Below are 13,850 nucleotides of genomic sequence, written 5' to 3'. Positions count from 1 at the left end.
CTAATGTATATATTACGTAACTTAACATATTAAGCAATAATTTCGTAAAAGTCCTACGAAGTGGATGAATGGCAGATATTTCATGACCAGCTACAGTATCTGGTTATAGATGTTAGCTTGTTAGCAAACAATTCTTATATTTCATTGAAACATTTCTAAAAAAACTAATGATTATTTATTTCAAAAATACTTGTCATATCACCATTTCTTTACAGCTATAAACAACTGCAGCATAAGAGCCTATAATAAAGAGTTATTATCATTTGATAATTGACTATAAAAGTTGGGTTAGCATCTTATTATCTAACCACTTTTAAATACTCAGTTCATATGCGATAGATAGTAGCGCTGTTTTTATTTTGGCTATGTGAGGCTGCTCCAGATGATGAGTTGGTCAAATACTGCTACATAACCGCACCCTACTATAAATCTCACTTCTTAAAATTAACAAGGAAGTCATTGAGAAAATTATTCCCGCACGACAATATTGAAGTAACACTTTGATTTAATAATATCCTGTCTTCGGGCAGGACTGACTGATAAAAAAGGACAATAGTGATGAATTATTATAAGGATGCTGATAGCACCGAAACCCAAGAGTGGCTGGAAGCGTTTGAATCTGTTATCAAACATGCAGACAAAGATCGTGCTCAGTTTCTGCTAAAAGCTTTATACAATATGGCAGTTCAAGAAGATCTGCCGTTCAATCGTCTCGATACCGCTTATATCAATACTATCGCCGTTGAAGATGAACCGATGTACCCTGGTGACCTAACCATTGAGCGCAAAATTCGTGCTTTGATTCGCTATAACGCATTGGCCATGGTCATGCGTGCAAACAAAAATGACGACGATTTGGGTGGTCACTTAGCGACTTTCGCTTCTAGTGCCACGCTGTATGAGACAGGTTTCAACCATTTTTTCCGTGCTGCCAGCGATCATTTCGGTGGTGACATGATTTATTATCAAGGTCACTCAGCACCCGGTATTTATGCACGTTCTTATTTAGAAGGTCGATTGACCGAAGATCAACTTGATAATTTCCGTCGTGAAGTCGGCGGTAAAGGTTTATCAAGCTAACCGCATCCGTACCTCATGCCAGATTATTGGCAGTTCCCAACCGTATCGATGGGACTTGGTCCGATCATGTCGATTTACCATGCCCATGTACATCGCTATATGGAAAACCGCGGTCTGCTAGAGAAAGAAGGTCGTAAGATTTGGACGTTCTTGGGTGATGGTGAAACGGATGAGCCAGAAAGCTTAGGGGCTATTTCTCTCGCTGGTCGTGAAAAGCTAGATAACCTAATCTGGGTCGTCAACTGTAATTTACAGCGTCTTGATGGTCCAGTCCGTGGTAATGGTAAAATTATCCAAGAGCTAGAGTCTGTGTTCCGCGGTGCTGGCTGGCGTGTGATTAAAGTTATCTGGGGTGGTAAATGGGACAGCTTACTTGCTAATGACAAAACTGGCGTGCTCAGACATCGTATGGAAGAAGTGGTCGATGGTGAGTATCAGCTATACGAAGCCCGTACAGCTGAGTTCACTCGCAAAGAGTTCTTTGGTAAATATCCTGAGTTAGAAGAGATGGCTGATGCGCTATCTGATGAGGATATCTCGCGCTTGAATCGTGGTGGTCATGATCCAATGAAAGTGTATGCTGCATTCAGTGAAGCGATGAAAACCAAAGGTCAGCCAACCGTTATTTTAGTCAAAACCGTTAAAGGCTATGGCTTATCGGCTCAAACACAAGCGGTCAATAAATCACATCAGATTAAGAAACTCGATCAAGAAGCGTTGATGTATTTCCGTGATCGCTTTGATTTGCCATTTACTGACGAGCAGCTAGAGACGCTACCATTCTATCGCCCTGAAGAAGGTTCAGCGGAGATGAAGTACCTTAAAGGTCGCCGCGAAGCGCTAGGTGGTCATTTGCCAAATCGCCGCAGTGGTCATATCCCATTGAATATTCCTGAACTGTCGATGTTTGATCGGGTATTAAAAGGCAGCAATGGTAAAGAGCAATCAACGACGATGGTGTTTGTGCGCTTATTGTCAGCCATGCTAAAAAACAAAGACATCCAAGATCGCGTCGTGCCGATTGTACCTGATGAAGCGCGTACTTTTGGTTTAGAAGGTATGTTCCGTCAGTTGGGTATCTACTCTGCGGTTGGTCAAAAATATACGCCAGAAGATAGTGAAGCTTTGATGGGCTATAAAGAAGCCATCGACGGTCACATGCTAGAAGAAGGTATCAACGAAGCGGGTGCAATGAGTACATGGATTGCACTAGCAACCAGTTATTCTGTGAACGCGCTACCGATGATTCCAATGTATATCTACTACTCGATGTTTGGTTTCCAGCGTGTGGGTGATTTGGCTTGGGCGGCAGGTGACTGTCAAGCACAAGGCTTCTTACTGGGTGCAACAGCTGGTCGTACCACATTGAACGGCGAAGGCTTGCAGCATCAAGATGGCCATTCACAGATTCTATTTAACGTTGTGCCTAACTGTGTGACTTATGATCCTTGCTTCGGTTACGAGCTAGCGGTTGTGATGCATGATGGTTTACGTCGTATGTACGGTGAAGGCGAACGCGTTTATTACTATCTAACGCTAATGAATGAAAACTACGAGCAACCTGCGATGCCAGAAGGTGCCGAGGAAGGCATCAAGCGTGGTATGTATTTGCTCGAAGACAATGGTTCAACCCAAGTGCAGCTATTAGGCTCTGGCGTTATTTTACGTGAAGTACAAAAAGCGGCGCAGATTCTAAAAGATGAGTTCAATATCACCTCCAACGTTTGGAGTGTGACCAGCTTTAACGAGTTGACTCGTGACGGCATGGTCTGTGATGACTACAATCGCTTGCATCCAATGGATGAAGAGCGGGTGCCATGGGTCACTGAGCAGTTAGCGCCGCATGAAGGTATCGTCGTCGCTGCGACGGATTATATGCGCAATTATTCGGAGCAAATCCGTGCTTGGTTGCCAGATAATCGTCCTTATACGACTTTAGGAACAGATGGCTACGGCCGTTCTGATACTCGTGAAAATTTGCGTAGTTTCTTTAACGTTGATGCCGCACATATCGTGGTTGCGACGCTCAAACGCCTAGCGGATGAGGGTGAAGTCGAGATGCGTTTGGTGAAAGATGCCATCTCAAGTTTAGGCATCGATGTGGATCAGCCACCTGCATGGCAACAACAGCCTTATTATGATCATTCTCCTGATGCACCAGCACCTGGTAATGTCAATCCAAATCCTGTCCCTGAATTTGTCGCTGAAGATGATGATGAAATCAGCAATGAGGGTCGGGCTGAAGATCAAGCGGATGCGACTTTACTTAATAACGGTGATGTCAAAGAATAATAATCATAAGACTAGGAGATAAATCATGGATATTAAAGCCCCCGATTTGGGTGTTGATAGCGCCGAAGTCAGCGAAATTATGGTAGAAGTGGGTGATGTCATCGCAAAAGATGACAACATTATTCTATTAGAATCTGACAAAGCCTCGGTTGAAGTACCAAGTTCTGCTGCTGGCAAAGTCACCAAAATCAGCGTTACTGTTGGTGATCAGGTCAGTGAAGGTATGGTACTAATTGAGCTTGAGAGTGCAGAAGATAGTGCGGAAAGTGATGACGGTAGCGCTGCTGATGACAACCAACAAGCGAGTGATACAGAAGCCGCTGCTGCTAAGCCAGAAACAAAGGCTGAGCCAGCAGCAACTGAATCAAAGCCATCAGAGCCTAGTGACGAGCCTGCGTCTAACGCTGGCAAAGCCACGACTTATGCATTACCTGATCTAGGTGTTGATGAAGCGCAAGTTTCTGAAATCATGGTCAATGTTGGTGACATCGTGACTGCGGATCAATCAATCCTATTGATTGAATCTGATAAAGCATCGGTAGAAGTACCCGCACCAGTCGCTGGTAAGATTGAAAAAATACTGGTTGAAACAGGTGACATGGTTGCTAATGGTCAAGACTTTATCGTTATCATGAGTAGTGGTACAGATGCTGCTGATGAAAGTGAGTCTACATCAGATAGCGCTGAGCCAAAGCCTTCAGCACCAGCCAAAGCAGAAGAAAAAGCTGCTGCTAAAACAACGGGTGAGCCAAAACAGGCAGAAAAATCTACAACGCCTAATGCGGTCGCTAGTAAGCAAGCTGATAAGTTGACTGAAGCACAGGTCAATGAAAAGTTGGTTGACGTATATGCAGGTCCAGCCGTACGTAAGCTGGCGCGTCAGTTAGGTGTCGATATCACCCAAGTGAATGGTTCGGCGCTAAATGATCGTATTCTAAAAGAAGACTTGTTTGCGCATGTTAAAGAAAGCTTAAGCACTCAAAAAGCGGCACCTGCCAGTGGCAATGTAGCCAGCGCTAGCCTGCCAAGCTTACCTGACATGAGCAACGTTGAGATTTGGGGTGAAACAGCAACCCAAGACCTTAGCCGTCTACAAAAAGTCTCGATACCGCAGCTCAACTATAATACCTTGTTGCCACAAGTGACCCAGTTTGATTTGTCTGTTATCACTGAGACAGAAAAACTGCGTGGCGAGCTAAAAGGTGGCATGAAAGCAGAAGGTATCGGTTTCACGATTTTAGCGTTCGTGGTCAAAGCGACGGCCTATGCCTTAACACAGCATCCACGTTTTAACAGTCATTTAAGCGACGACAATACGCAAGTTATCTTACGTAAAAGCGTCAATATGGGCATCGCGGTGGCAACGGATGATGGTCTCATCGTACCTGTTATCAAGAATGTGCAGGATAAAGGCTTGAAGCAAATCGCCATTGAAATTGGTGAGCTTGCCGTAAAAGCACGCGACAAAAAACTCACTACTAAAGATTTGCAAGGTGCAAGCTTTACTATATCAAGCCAAGGTAACTTGGGTGGTACTGCCTTTACGCCATTAGTAAATTGGCCTCAAGTGGGTATTTTAGGTGTGTCTGAGGCAAGCATGCAGCCACGTTGGGATGCTAAGAAGCAAAGCTTTGAGCCGCGTCTCATGTTGCCATTATCATTGTCTTACGATCACCGTGTGATTAATGGCGCAGATGCTGCCGTATTTACCCGCTATATCGCAACATTGCTGGCTGATCCGCGCCGTATTTTGCTGTAAGAATCGTTTGTACTAAAAGGATCTGAAAAAAGAAGACTGTCTTAGGATGGTCTTTTTTTATGCTTAAAATTTGTTGCTAATGGTCGCCAGATTTTTAGCGGTTAATGACTTTAGCACAATCGTTTTTATCTATAATCTTTTTATCTATAATCATTGCCGCTTAAACTTTAGATACAAAAAAGCCGGCGATTAAGCCAGCTTTTTTTATTCACATTACTTTATGTTATATTAGAAAGTCTTAACAAAAGCAACGCCATATACCCAAGGGCTGATGTCAACTTCACCAAGTTCAATGGTCTCACCATTAGCTTTTACGCTGGCGTCTGTTTTGATGTCCATATAGCGAGCATCAATACGGAAGTATTCAGTTGGGGCAAAAGGTATGTCAAGACCGATGTGACCAGCAACGCCGACGCTATCATCAAGTTCTAATTTTTCGAAAGCATCGCTATAGATTTTTTCTTTAAAGAAAGTCGTATAGTTCACACCAACACCAACAAATGGCTTCACATTCATAGGCATGTTGTAGCCATCGAAGTGATACTGTACCGATAGAGTCGGTGGCAAATGCTGAGTTTTAGCATCGATAGTAGCATCGCCAGCAGTTAAGGTAATGTCATGATGGAATGGTGTAGCCGCTAGTAATTCAATACCAATGTTATTGGCAACGAAATATTCGCCGCTAATGGTTGGTTGGACATCACTGTCTACGTCGACACCAATAGTGCCATCTGCAAGTGTACCGTTATCGCTCTTTGGGTCAACCATGTGAGCACCAGCAGCGACAGACCAAGTACCAGCTGGTACAGCAAATGCTGTGGTCATAGTAAGTGCAGCAGCAGTGGCTAAAACTAGGGATTGTAGTTTCATCATTTGATTCCTTAACGTGATAGAAGATTATCGGTGGCTATCTAACGAGGGATGACATTAGGTACCGATACACAATGTTATGATTATTGACTAACCTGTAACATTACAACGCCATTATAATACAAAACCATATTTACTGTAAGGTTTTAAACGCATATTAATGGCTTTTATGGCATAAATTTACCGTAAAAGGTATATTTGTCGAGGTAATTAAAAATTACTTAGAACAGTTAGCATTTGTGAGGCAGGACTTAGATTCTGTCATACCGATGTTATACAGAGGTGCGGTGCTAGAATTTGGTCGATAGTCAATGATGCTAAACTCTCCTTGATATTTTTAGAATGTTAAAATGTCAAAAACTTAGAGCCGGTAATGATAGTCTTATTACTTTTCGAATGAATAATGAGAGTGGGAAAAGAGGGGTAATATATTATGCTTGGCTATTGTAGTAATTCTCCTCTACGCTGCACAAACGCACGTTCTGTGACGATATTAGATCGGATGGACTCTTGCTGTCCTGAATGCAACTTATTTTTGCTGCCTGCTCAAGATATCAGTCAGCAATTACGTGCTGACGAACGATTCTTACGCTTCGCTATCATCGCCATTGTGCTGGTGCTAATTTTGTTTGCCTACATGTACTATTTAAATTTAGTATAATCACCGATCATGATTCATACTAAATAAGCCAGTCCTATCACTAGTAATGCTTTAAGAGCACTATATCGCTAAGTAATGATGGGTATGAAATACTGATGGTGACCGAGCATTAATGTCATATTCTGTGATGACTGCTTTATTATATTAATATAAGACCGGTGTTTCACCGCATAGGGACGGCATGCTATTCCAATCTATACGGCGCTTGCGTCTTTTCGTTTACGATATTCTGCAAAATGATGAGCACGATACGCTGTTTAGCCGTTGCGTTGACTACTTTTTAATATTTCTAATCATGACCAATGTAGCAGCGGTCATTGCTGAGTCGGTTGACAGTTGGTATTACCCTTATCAGGAGTATTTTACTTGGTTTGAAAATTTCTCTATCGTGGTGTTTTCTATTGAGTATTTGCTGCGTTTGTGGAGTGTGGCCGAGGAAAAACCAGATGACACCACTTGGCGTCAGCGTTGGGAGTGGTTGAAAAGTCCTTCTGCGTTAATTGATTTAGTCGCCATTGCGCCAGCTTTCCTGAATTTCTTTGTTACGATTGATTTACGCTTCTTACGTATATTACGTTTATTCCGAATTCTCAAACTGACCCGCTATTTTGCTTCGTTACGCATCTTATTGGTGGTCATCAGCAAAGAAAAAGGCTCGTTCCAAGCGGTTATTTTTATCTTAATAATTATGATTGTGACGGCCTCTAGTGGCATTTACTTGGTTGAAAACCACGCCCAGCCAGAAGAGTTTGAGTCGATACCTAAAGCGATGTGGTGGGCGGTGGTGACGCTAACGACGGTGGGCTATGGCGATGTCACGCCGATTACCAATGCGGGTAAAATATTGGGTGCGGTTATTACCATATTAGGTGTGGGTCTGGCGGCATTGCCTGCAGGTATTTTAGCGACTGGTTTGGCAAATGAGCTTGCTCAGCGCCGTGAAGAGCTTGAACAGGACTTTCGAGCACAGTTGATTGATAGTGATTTTGATTTGGTGAAAAATCAGATGATGATCGATAAAATTCGCCGTGAGCTGGGACTGGATAAAGAGCAGGCGCAAAATATCGTATTGCAGGTATTACGCGAACAAGAGCTTGAGCGCCGCGAAAGAGAAGTGGAAGAACGACAAAAGAACTTTTGCCCACATTGCGGTGAGCCACTGTAAGTCTTTTATAGTAATTATTTTAGGTTTTAAAAAATGTATATGTAAGAAAAGGGTGCAACGTTATCAGAACGTTGCACCCTTTTTATTAGCAATAAACGGATATTTTATGGTATTTAGATAGCTTGTGGAATGGGTAGCGCACGGGCCAATTCATGGGCGACTTGCTGCGCCGCCGTTGCTAAATCTTCGGCAGGAAGGGGTAAGTTTTGCAGCGTGAGATGCCAATCATCCACTTCTCGGCGTAAATGTGCCACCCACAGCGTCGTGCAATCACGTGGCAGTTGCTTTAGATTGACTTCAAAACAACGATTGCCCTCATCATCACTTAGATGAATCTCGCCTTTTTTGACTCTTGAAAACGGATGACCGTGGTAAGAGTTGGCTATCATAGCAATGTGGGTGATATGTGCTGGGATTTTATCTAAGTAAAGCCTGATTTGCTCTTGGTCAAGAGGTGCCAAATACATCGCTTGTTCGCCGCGATCTTTGCCATTGAGACTGTCGCCTTGATGTTTCACTGATTCCGCTTTATCGCGCAATTGTTTGAACCAAACGATATCACTGATGGTGCAATTGTCGTCATATAGTACGCAAGCCAAATCAATATCAATAGCACTCTGGTTTTTTTTAAAGCGCTTAAACATGCCTTTTGGCTCAATCTTGGTAAATTCATAGTTTAGCGCAAAAAATAAGGTTCCAGCATCTAAGCCCAGTCCTCTTAAACTGTCTGACAGTAACGGCAATGAGGCAGTGGTCGGCATAACATTCCTTATCTATTTTCGTTCTTCATTTTTAAATAGTGGTAATCGTCTGAATACGGTTAAATTTGAGCGTCATTACTCGCAGTTGTTATTTATAATCAAAAAACTTATCCAATACGGCTTGATGTAACAATGCTGGTTTGGCATTCAATAAACCATTGCCAAAACCACGTAACCACCAAACCAGTTGTGAAGTTAGGTTAACGGTGGCTTGAATGGTGAGCGTGTCATCATCCAACGTAACAGTTTGATCGTCACTGAGCTTGCTCTCAGTCAGGCTTTTGCCCGCTTGTTTGGTGAATTGTAGCTCAATAGCGGTGTTTTTGCCATGATTAGGCAGCTCACCGAATAAGGGGTGGCTAAAGCCCATACCACCCGCATCCAAATAAGTATCGAGTTGGAAACTCTCAGGTGTTTGTGCGGCGCTTTCAAGAATGTCAACGCTAGCAAATCGATGTAGGGCAAAGGTACGAATGGTAAAGTTTGGATCATCAGTACGAGTTGCCAGCAGATAAATAATCACACCGCGCTGGATAATAGCGATGGGATTCAAAAGATATTCACTGGCCTGTGATTTATTGCTGCGGGTATAGCTGGCTTTGATTTGTAATTGATAAAATAGCGCATGGTAAATATTGTCTTTGCTATCCAAGTCAATATGCGGCGCGATTAGTGGCTGAGTGGCAGGCTCGATACGCACTCTGTCGATCCATGAATGGGTGACTTTACTGTTTTTTAGCTGCCGCCTTGCCAAGTCAAACCATGGAAATAATTCATCTAAAATAACAGGTGGTAGTAGCTGAGTTAGATTGGCTTCAACCATATTAAAGGCGACTGCTTGCGATAGATTCATGTGCGGTAAGCTTTGGAGTGGCGCGTCATCACGCCAGCGCCAGCCTTGCGGGTTGGCGTTGTTTTTTTCTATGGGAAAGCGTTTTGCCAGCGCATTTAAGTCGCGCTGGACAGTGCGCAGGCTGATGTCAAAGCCTGCCATCATCAGCTGCTCGTAGATATGGGTTGTGCCCACCCAGCGGTTGCGCTGTAGTTGCGATAGCACTTGCCACTGGCGCGCTGTCGTCGCCGCGCCATGGCGATTATCGTTACTATCTCCTGAGACATGACTGTCCGCTGCCGCTACAGTATTAGCTTGCTCAACAGAGTTCGTTTGAGCATGGGAGTGGTCGGCGTCAGTAGAATGTACAGTCATTGAGCGATAACCTTTATGAAATTACGAGTTGGCTTTTGTATAGCTTAGCGGAGCATTAACAATTCATCATCGCAGAAAAGCATCGTAGCGTCTAGGGCATGTCTTCAATTAGCACCCTGACTTATTGATTGGTTTTGATATAGCTACATTTTACTATAAATCAGCTTATATGGCGTCAATGGGCGTTTTAGTGGCATTCTTATCGATACCTTGATTGATGCTTTGGTTGATACCTTGATCATCATTTATACTGACTTCGTTGTGCTCCGCCTTGTCTTTGTGTTTTTCCTTTTTTATCTTGTCCCGTTTTTTTTGACGTTTTGCTTTCTGCTTCTTTTTATCTTTCTTTTTGGACTTTTTATCATCCATACCATCGTCATTGTTATCTTGATTTTCATCCCATAACATCAGACGACTTAAAACTTTGCCAAACAACGTGTCTTTACGATAGCGACCTTTCTTGTTCATGGTATCGATAGGCAAACCAGTCATCAGCGTCAATGCTTCGCTCAGTGTATAGACACCATAAATATGAAATTCGTTCGCTTTGACGGCAGCAATGATGTCGTCACGCAGCATGAGCTGTTTGACATTGGCCATTGGAATGACCACGCCTTGCTGCCCAGTCAATTCTTGCTCGCGGCATGCATCAAAGAATCCGGCGATTTTAGAGTTGATGCCACCAACCGCTTGCACTTCGCCCAATTGGTTCATAGAGCCAGTGATAGCAAATGATTGATCAATCGGGACGTTTGCTAAGGCAGATAGCAGCGCACAGCCTTCGCTGACGGTAGCACTATCGCCATCGATATGGGCGTAGCTTTGTTCAAAAGCGAGCGAGGCGCTAAAGTTGAGCGCATGATGTTGGCTGAATAATGCGCGCAAATAGCTGGTCATAATCAGCATGCCTTTGGCGTGTAAACTACCGCCCAAATCCACGTCACGCTCGATATCGAGAATCTCACCCGTACCGATATTTGGTTGGATGACGGCAGTCAAGCGGGCGGGCATGCCAAACTCGCTATCGGCATAGCTGACCACTGTTAGCGCATTGACTTGTCCGACAGCGCTGCCTTGGGTTTGAATAAGCTGCTGACCGTTTTTTAGCTCATCCCAATAGAGGTCACGCAGGTATCCTGAACGCTCGCCCATATCATCGATGGCTTGTGTGACATGATAGGCATTAACAATGTTTTTTCCGCTTAAATGCGCGTGGCGGTTAGACTCATGCAATAGCTTGAATAATAAATCACTGTGCAAGCTTAAGCGGTCTTGGTCTTCTGCTTGTAAGCTTAAATGCTCAAGTAGGGCAGCTTGCGCACTACGATCAAACGGATAGAGATTGGCGTAGTCAATGATGTCAGCCATTTTTGCGACCAGTGCCAATTCGTGCTCACTGCTGCGAGGCACGTCATCGTGAAAGTCGGCGCGTACTTTAAATACCGCATCAAACTCAGGCTCAAGCTCTAACAGCTCATAATATAAGTCTGCTTCACCAAGCAAAATCACTTTAACATCAAGGTCAATAGGGGCAGGTGCTAACGATAAGCTGCCTGTTAAGGTCAGCATTTGTTCAAGGCTTGAGAGTTTGATTTTGCGTGATTGTAACGCCCGCTTGAGACCCTGCCAAGCATACGGATGCTCAAGTAAGTGACTCGCTTCTAATAGTAAATAACCACCATTAGCACGGTGTAGAGCACCCGCTCGAATCATACTGACATCAGTGGTGACCGTGCCCAATTGGGTGATTTGCTCGACATGACCCAACAAGTTCAAATGCGTTGGCAAGTCCTCAAAGATGACGGGTGCACCGTCGTCCGGCGTGTGGCTGACAATGACGTTGACCGCATAGCGACTTGGGGTTGTGGCCAAAACTGCTGTCACAAACTCTTCGTCATCGCCATTGACGATGCGCTCGACATGCGTCACCATGTCGGCAAATACGTATTTGAGATAATCAACGACCAGTGGATGACTGGCAAACTGCTCATACATAGGGGCAAATAAAGGTTGCAGTGCACGACGTGCAATATTGCGATGCAGGGCTTCTATTGCATCATTGGCTTCGTCCTCTAACTGCTCTAACGCGATGGTCAACTGACTTAAGCGTTTTTGCATATGGTTTTTTTGGACAAAGTTATTTAACTCCGCTTCGTATTCACTATTACCGTATTTAGTATTGTTTTCATTCCGCTCTGCATTAATAGGATCGTTATACTCGGTGCTAGAAATGCTCGCTTTGCTACTATTATCGCTCACGGATTTATTTTTATGGCTAGCAGATAATTTATCATCACCACCACTAGTTTCTGTCGCCAGCTGGCTTGGGTGGACAAACACTGCTTTATTATCAAAGGAGCGAAACGTCAACGCCAAATCATATTGTTTGCCTTCTGCATTGAGCACATCATAAGCCTGACTTTCTTTTTGATGTGTGTCATTTTTGATGGCTTCGATTTTGCTTTGATATTGGTCACTACGAAAGCGTTGGCTCAATCGTTTTTTGGCTTGTTGCCATAATTGATTGACTTGCTGCTGCAATAAGGAGGCTTGCCCCGCAGGTAGTCGCAGCGCTAGAGGAGTGCGTGGATCGGTGAAATTATGCACATATACCCAGTCGTCAGGTGTGGGTGCATCGGCGGCAATGCGCGTTAGCAAGCGGCTGATGACGGTGCGTTTGCCCAAGCCATTTTCACCAGCAGCAAACACATGATAGCCACTGGCTTTGATATCCAAAGCTGTTTGTAAGGCTTTTAGTGCACGCTGCTGACCAAAGCCAACGTCTAGATCTGGTGCCGTGCGAGTATCCGAGGGCAACTCATCAGGGTCGCTATAGCGTTTTAGTTGCTCAGCCGTGACAAGGCAGCGCTGCTTGATATCAATAAAGCATGGATGCGGTGCATTCGGTGTTGCTGATTTGGTGCTTTTTAATTCAATGATGGGTGTTGCCATATTATTAGCGTCTTTTTTATTAGCGTCTCTTGATAATTGAGAGATAGGGATGTGTGGCTGTTTGGTCATAGGTATAAATTATATCGTTTGTAGAAAGTGGCGTGGGTATTAAGTGTTATTAAGTGTTATTTAGTTTACTAATGAGTGCTAATACTTGGTTTTTTCTAGTTAATGTGCATCGTCAATAAAAACATCTTACAAGATAAAACGGTATAGTCAGCTCAAAATAAAATTGTTATGTTTAGGACAAACATCATAAAACAATTTGGATAAGTCGTTTTCCATCCAGCCTTGGCGTAGAAACTTCACCTGAGCCCATTTCTTCTCAATAGGGTTCAAATCAGGGCTGTACGGCGGCAGCCATAGAATACGATGACCGTGCCTGTTCAGTAGCTTTTGAATGCGTTTGCTCTTATGAAATCTGGCATTATCCATGACAATCACGCATTTGGTTTTAAGACTTGGGATTAGCTTGTGTTTGCACCAGTGATAGAAAACGATGCTGTTGATGTTTGTCTCAAAGTAATCTAGTGCAAACAGCATCTTTTCATATAGAGCACCGATAACGTTGGTTCGCTTTTTACCTTGCCAGTTGTAGCTATCGATACAAGGCTTACCAATCGGTGCATAGCCATAAGGACGAATAGTTTCAGCCTCAAAGCCACTTTCATCCATATAAACGATGGGATAGCCTTGCTGCGTAAAGCTATTAAGCTTACTGTGATATATCGCTCTTTTGATCGGACACGCTTTTGGATGCTTTAAGGTCTTTTTTGACTGATGCCTAGGCGCTTTAGGGCATGATGAATGCCTGTTTTACTACAGTTTAGACGACGTGCTCGCTCATACTGGTACTCGTCGGGATGTTCTTTGACATCATTAAGTAGCACATCATTTGGCATTTTATAGGGTTTGGTTTGCCTGGTTGTTTTACTATGAACACGCCGCCTCCAGTTTTGTATGGTGGTTGGGCTCAGATTATAAAACTCAGCTGCCTCGGCAAAGGTCATACCCTCGTCTAAGCTTTTTAGTACTTGTTTGCGAAAATCTAGCGAGTAAGTAATGGTCTTTATAATAACAATTGAATTTGATAATTAGTTTAT

Annotated in this window: 9 protein-coding genes and 1 pseudogene; 4 read left to right on the top strand and 6 right to left on the bottom strand. The window is 43.6% G+C overall.

Features of this window, described 5'->3' with window-relative positions:
• Window positions 1-558 precede the first annotated feature (558 nt).
• A pseudogene (aceE, locus tag JMV76_RS02220) lies at window positions 559-3,372 on the top strand (pyruvate dehydrogenase (acetyl-transferring), homodimeric type).
• 25 nt (window positions 3,373-3,397) lie between these two features.
• On the top strand, window positions 3,398-5,131 hold the full coding sequence (locus JMV76_RS02215) for a 2-oxo acid dehydrogenase subunit E2 (RefSeq protein WP_201501452.1): 1,734 nt from the start codon (window positions 3,398-3,400) through the stop codon (window positions 5,129-5,131).
• A 228-nt stretch (window positions 5,132-5,359) separates the two neighbouring features.
• Here the strand turns inward: JMV76_RS02215 and JMV76_RS02210 are convergent, their stop codons facing one another.
• Window positions 5,360-6,001, bottom strand: coding sequence for an OmpW/AlkL family protein (locus JMV76_RS02210; protein WP_109590148.1), 642 nt, complete (start codon window positions 5,999-6,001; stop codon window positions 5,360-5,362).
• A 484-nt stretch (window positions 6,002-6,485) separates the two neighbouring features.
• Between JMV76_RS02210 and JMV76_RS02205 the strand changes: the two genes are divergently transcribed.
• Together JMV76_RS02205 and JMV76_RS02200 are read left to right on the top strand one after the other, a co-directional pair.
• Window positions 6,486-6,662 carry a hypothetical protein gene (locus JMV76_RS02205; protein WP_201501451.1) on the top strand — a complete coding sequence of 59 codons (177 nt, stop codon included), beginning with the start codon at window positions 6,486-6,488 and terminating at the stop codon, window positions 6,660-6,662.
• A 181-nt stretch (window positions 6,663-6,843) separates the two neighbouring features.
• Complete coding sequence (locus tag JMV76_RS02200; protein WP_087814355.1) at window positions 6,844-7,827, top strand: ion transporter; 984 nt, start codon at window positions 6,844-6,846, stop codon at window positions 7,825-7,827.
• A 113-nt stretch (window positions 7,828-7,940) separates the two neighbouring features.
• Here JMV76_RS02200 and JMV76_RS02195 read toward each other — a convergent pair whose 3' ends face one another.
• The 5 genes from JMV76_RS02195 to JMV76_RS02175 all read right to left on the bottom strand — a co-directional run bounded on the left by JMV76_RS02195 (window position 7,941) and on the right by JMV76_RS02175 (window position 13,757).
• Window positions 7,941-8,588: a TerD family protein gene (locus tag JMV76_RS02195; protein ID WP_045452128.1), complete on the bottom strand. Its 648-nt coding sequence runs from the start codon at window positions 8,586-8,588 to the stop codon at window positions 7,941-7,943.
• Window positions 8,589-8,676: 88 nt separating this feature from the next.
• A complete protein-coding gene (locus tag JMV76_RS02190; RefSeq protein WP_201501450.1) occupies window positions 8,677-9,795 on the bottom strand; it encodes a helix-turn-helix transcriptional regulator in 1,119 nt (372 codons plus the stop codon).
• A gap of 165 nt (window positions 9,796-9,960) precedes the next feature.
• Entirely contained in the window at window positions 9,961-12,816 is a 2,856-nt protein-coding gene (locus JMV76_RS02185) for an ATP-binding protein (RefSeq protein WP_201501449.1), read from the bottom strand.
• A gap of 147 nt (window positions 12,817-12,963) precedes the next feature.
• Window positions 12,964-13,476: an IS630 family transposase gene (locus JMV76_RS02180; RefSeq protein ID WP_265090268.1), complete on the bottom strand. Its 513-nt coding sequence runs from the start codon at window positions 13,474-13,476 to the stop codon at window positions 12,964-12,966.
• Between the two features lie 32 nt (window positions 13,477-13,508).
• On the bottom strand, window positions 13,509-13,757 hold the full coding sequence (locus JMV76_RS02175; protein ID WP_265090260.1) for a transposase: 249 nt from the start codon (window positions 13,755-13,757) through the stop codon (window positions 13,509-13,511).
• Window positions 13,758-13,850: the final 93 nt, after the last annotated feature.

This window comes from Psychrobacter cibarius, from assembly GCF_904845955.1.
GTDB lineage: Bacteria > Pseudomonadota > Gammaproteobacteria > Pseudomonadales > Moraxellaceae > Psychrobacter > Psychrobacter cibarius_B.
The sequence above is the reverse complement of the archived record's forward strand: the minus strand, read 5'-3'. Positions and strand labels throughout refer to the sequence as shown.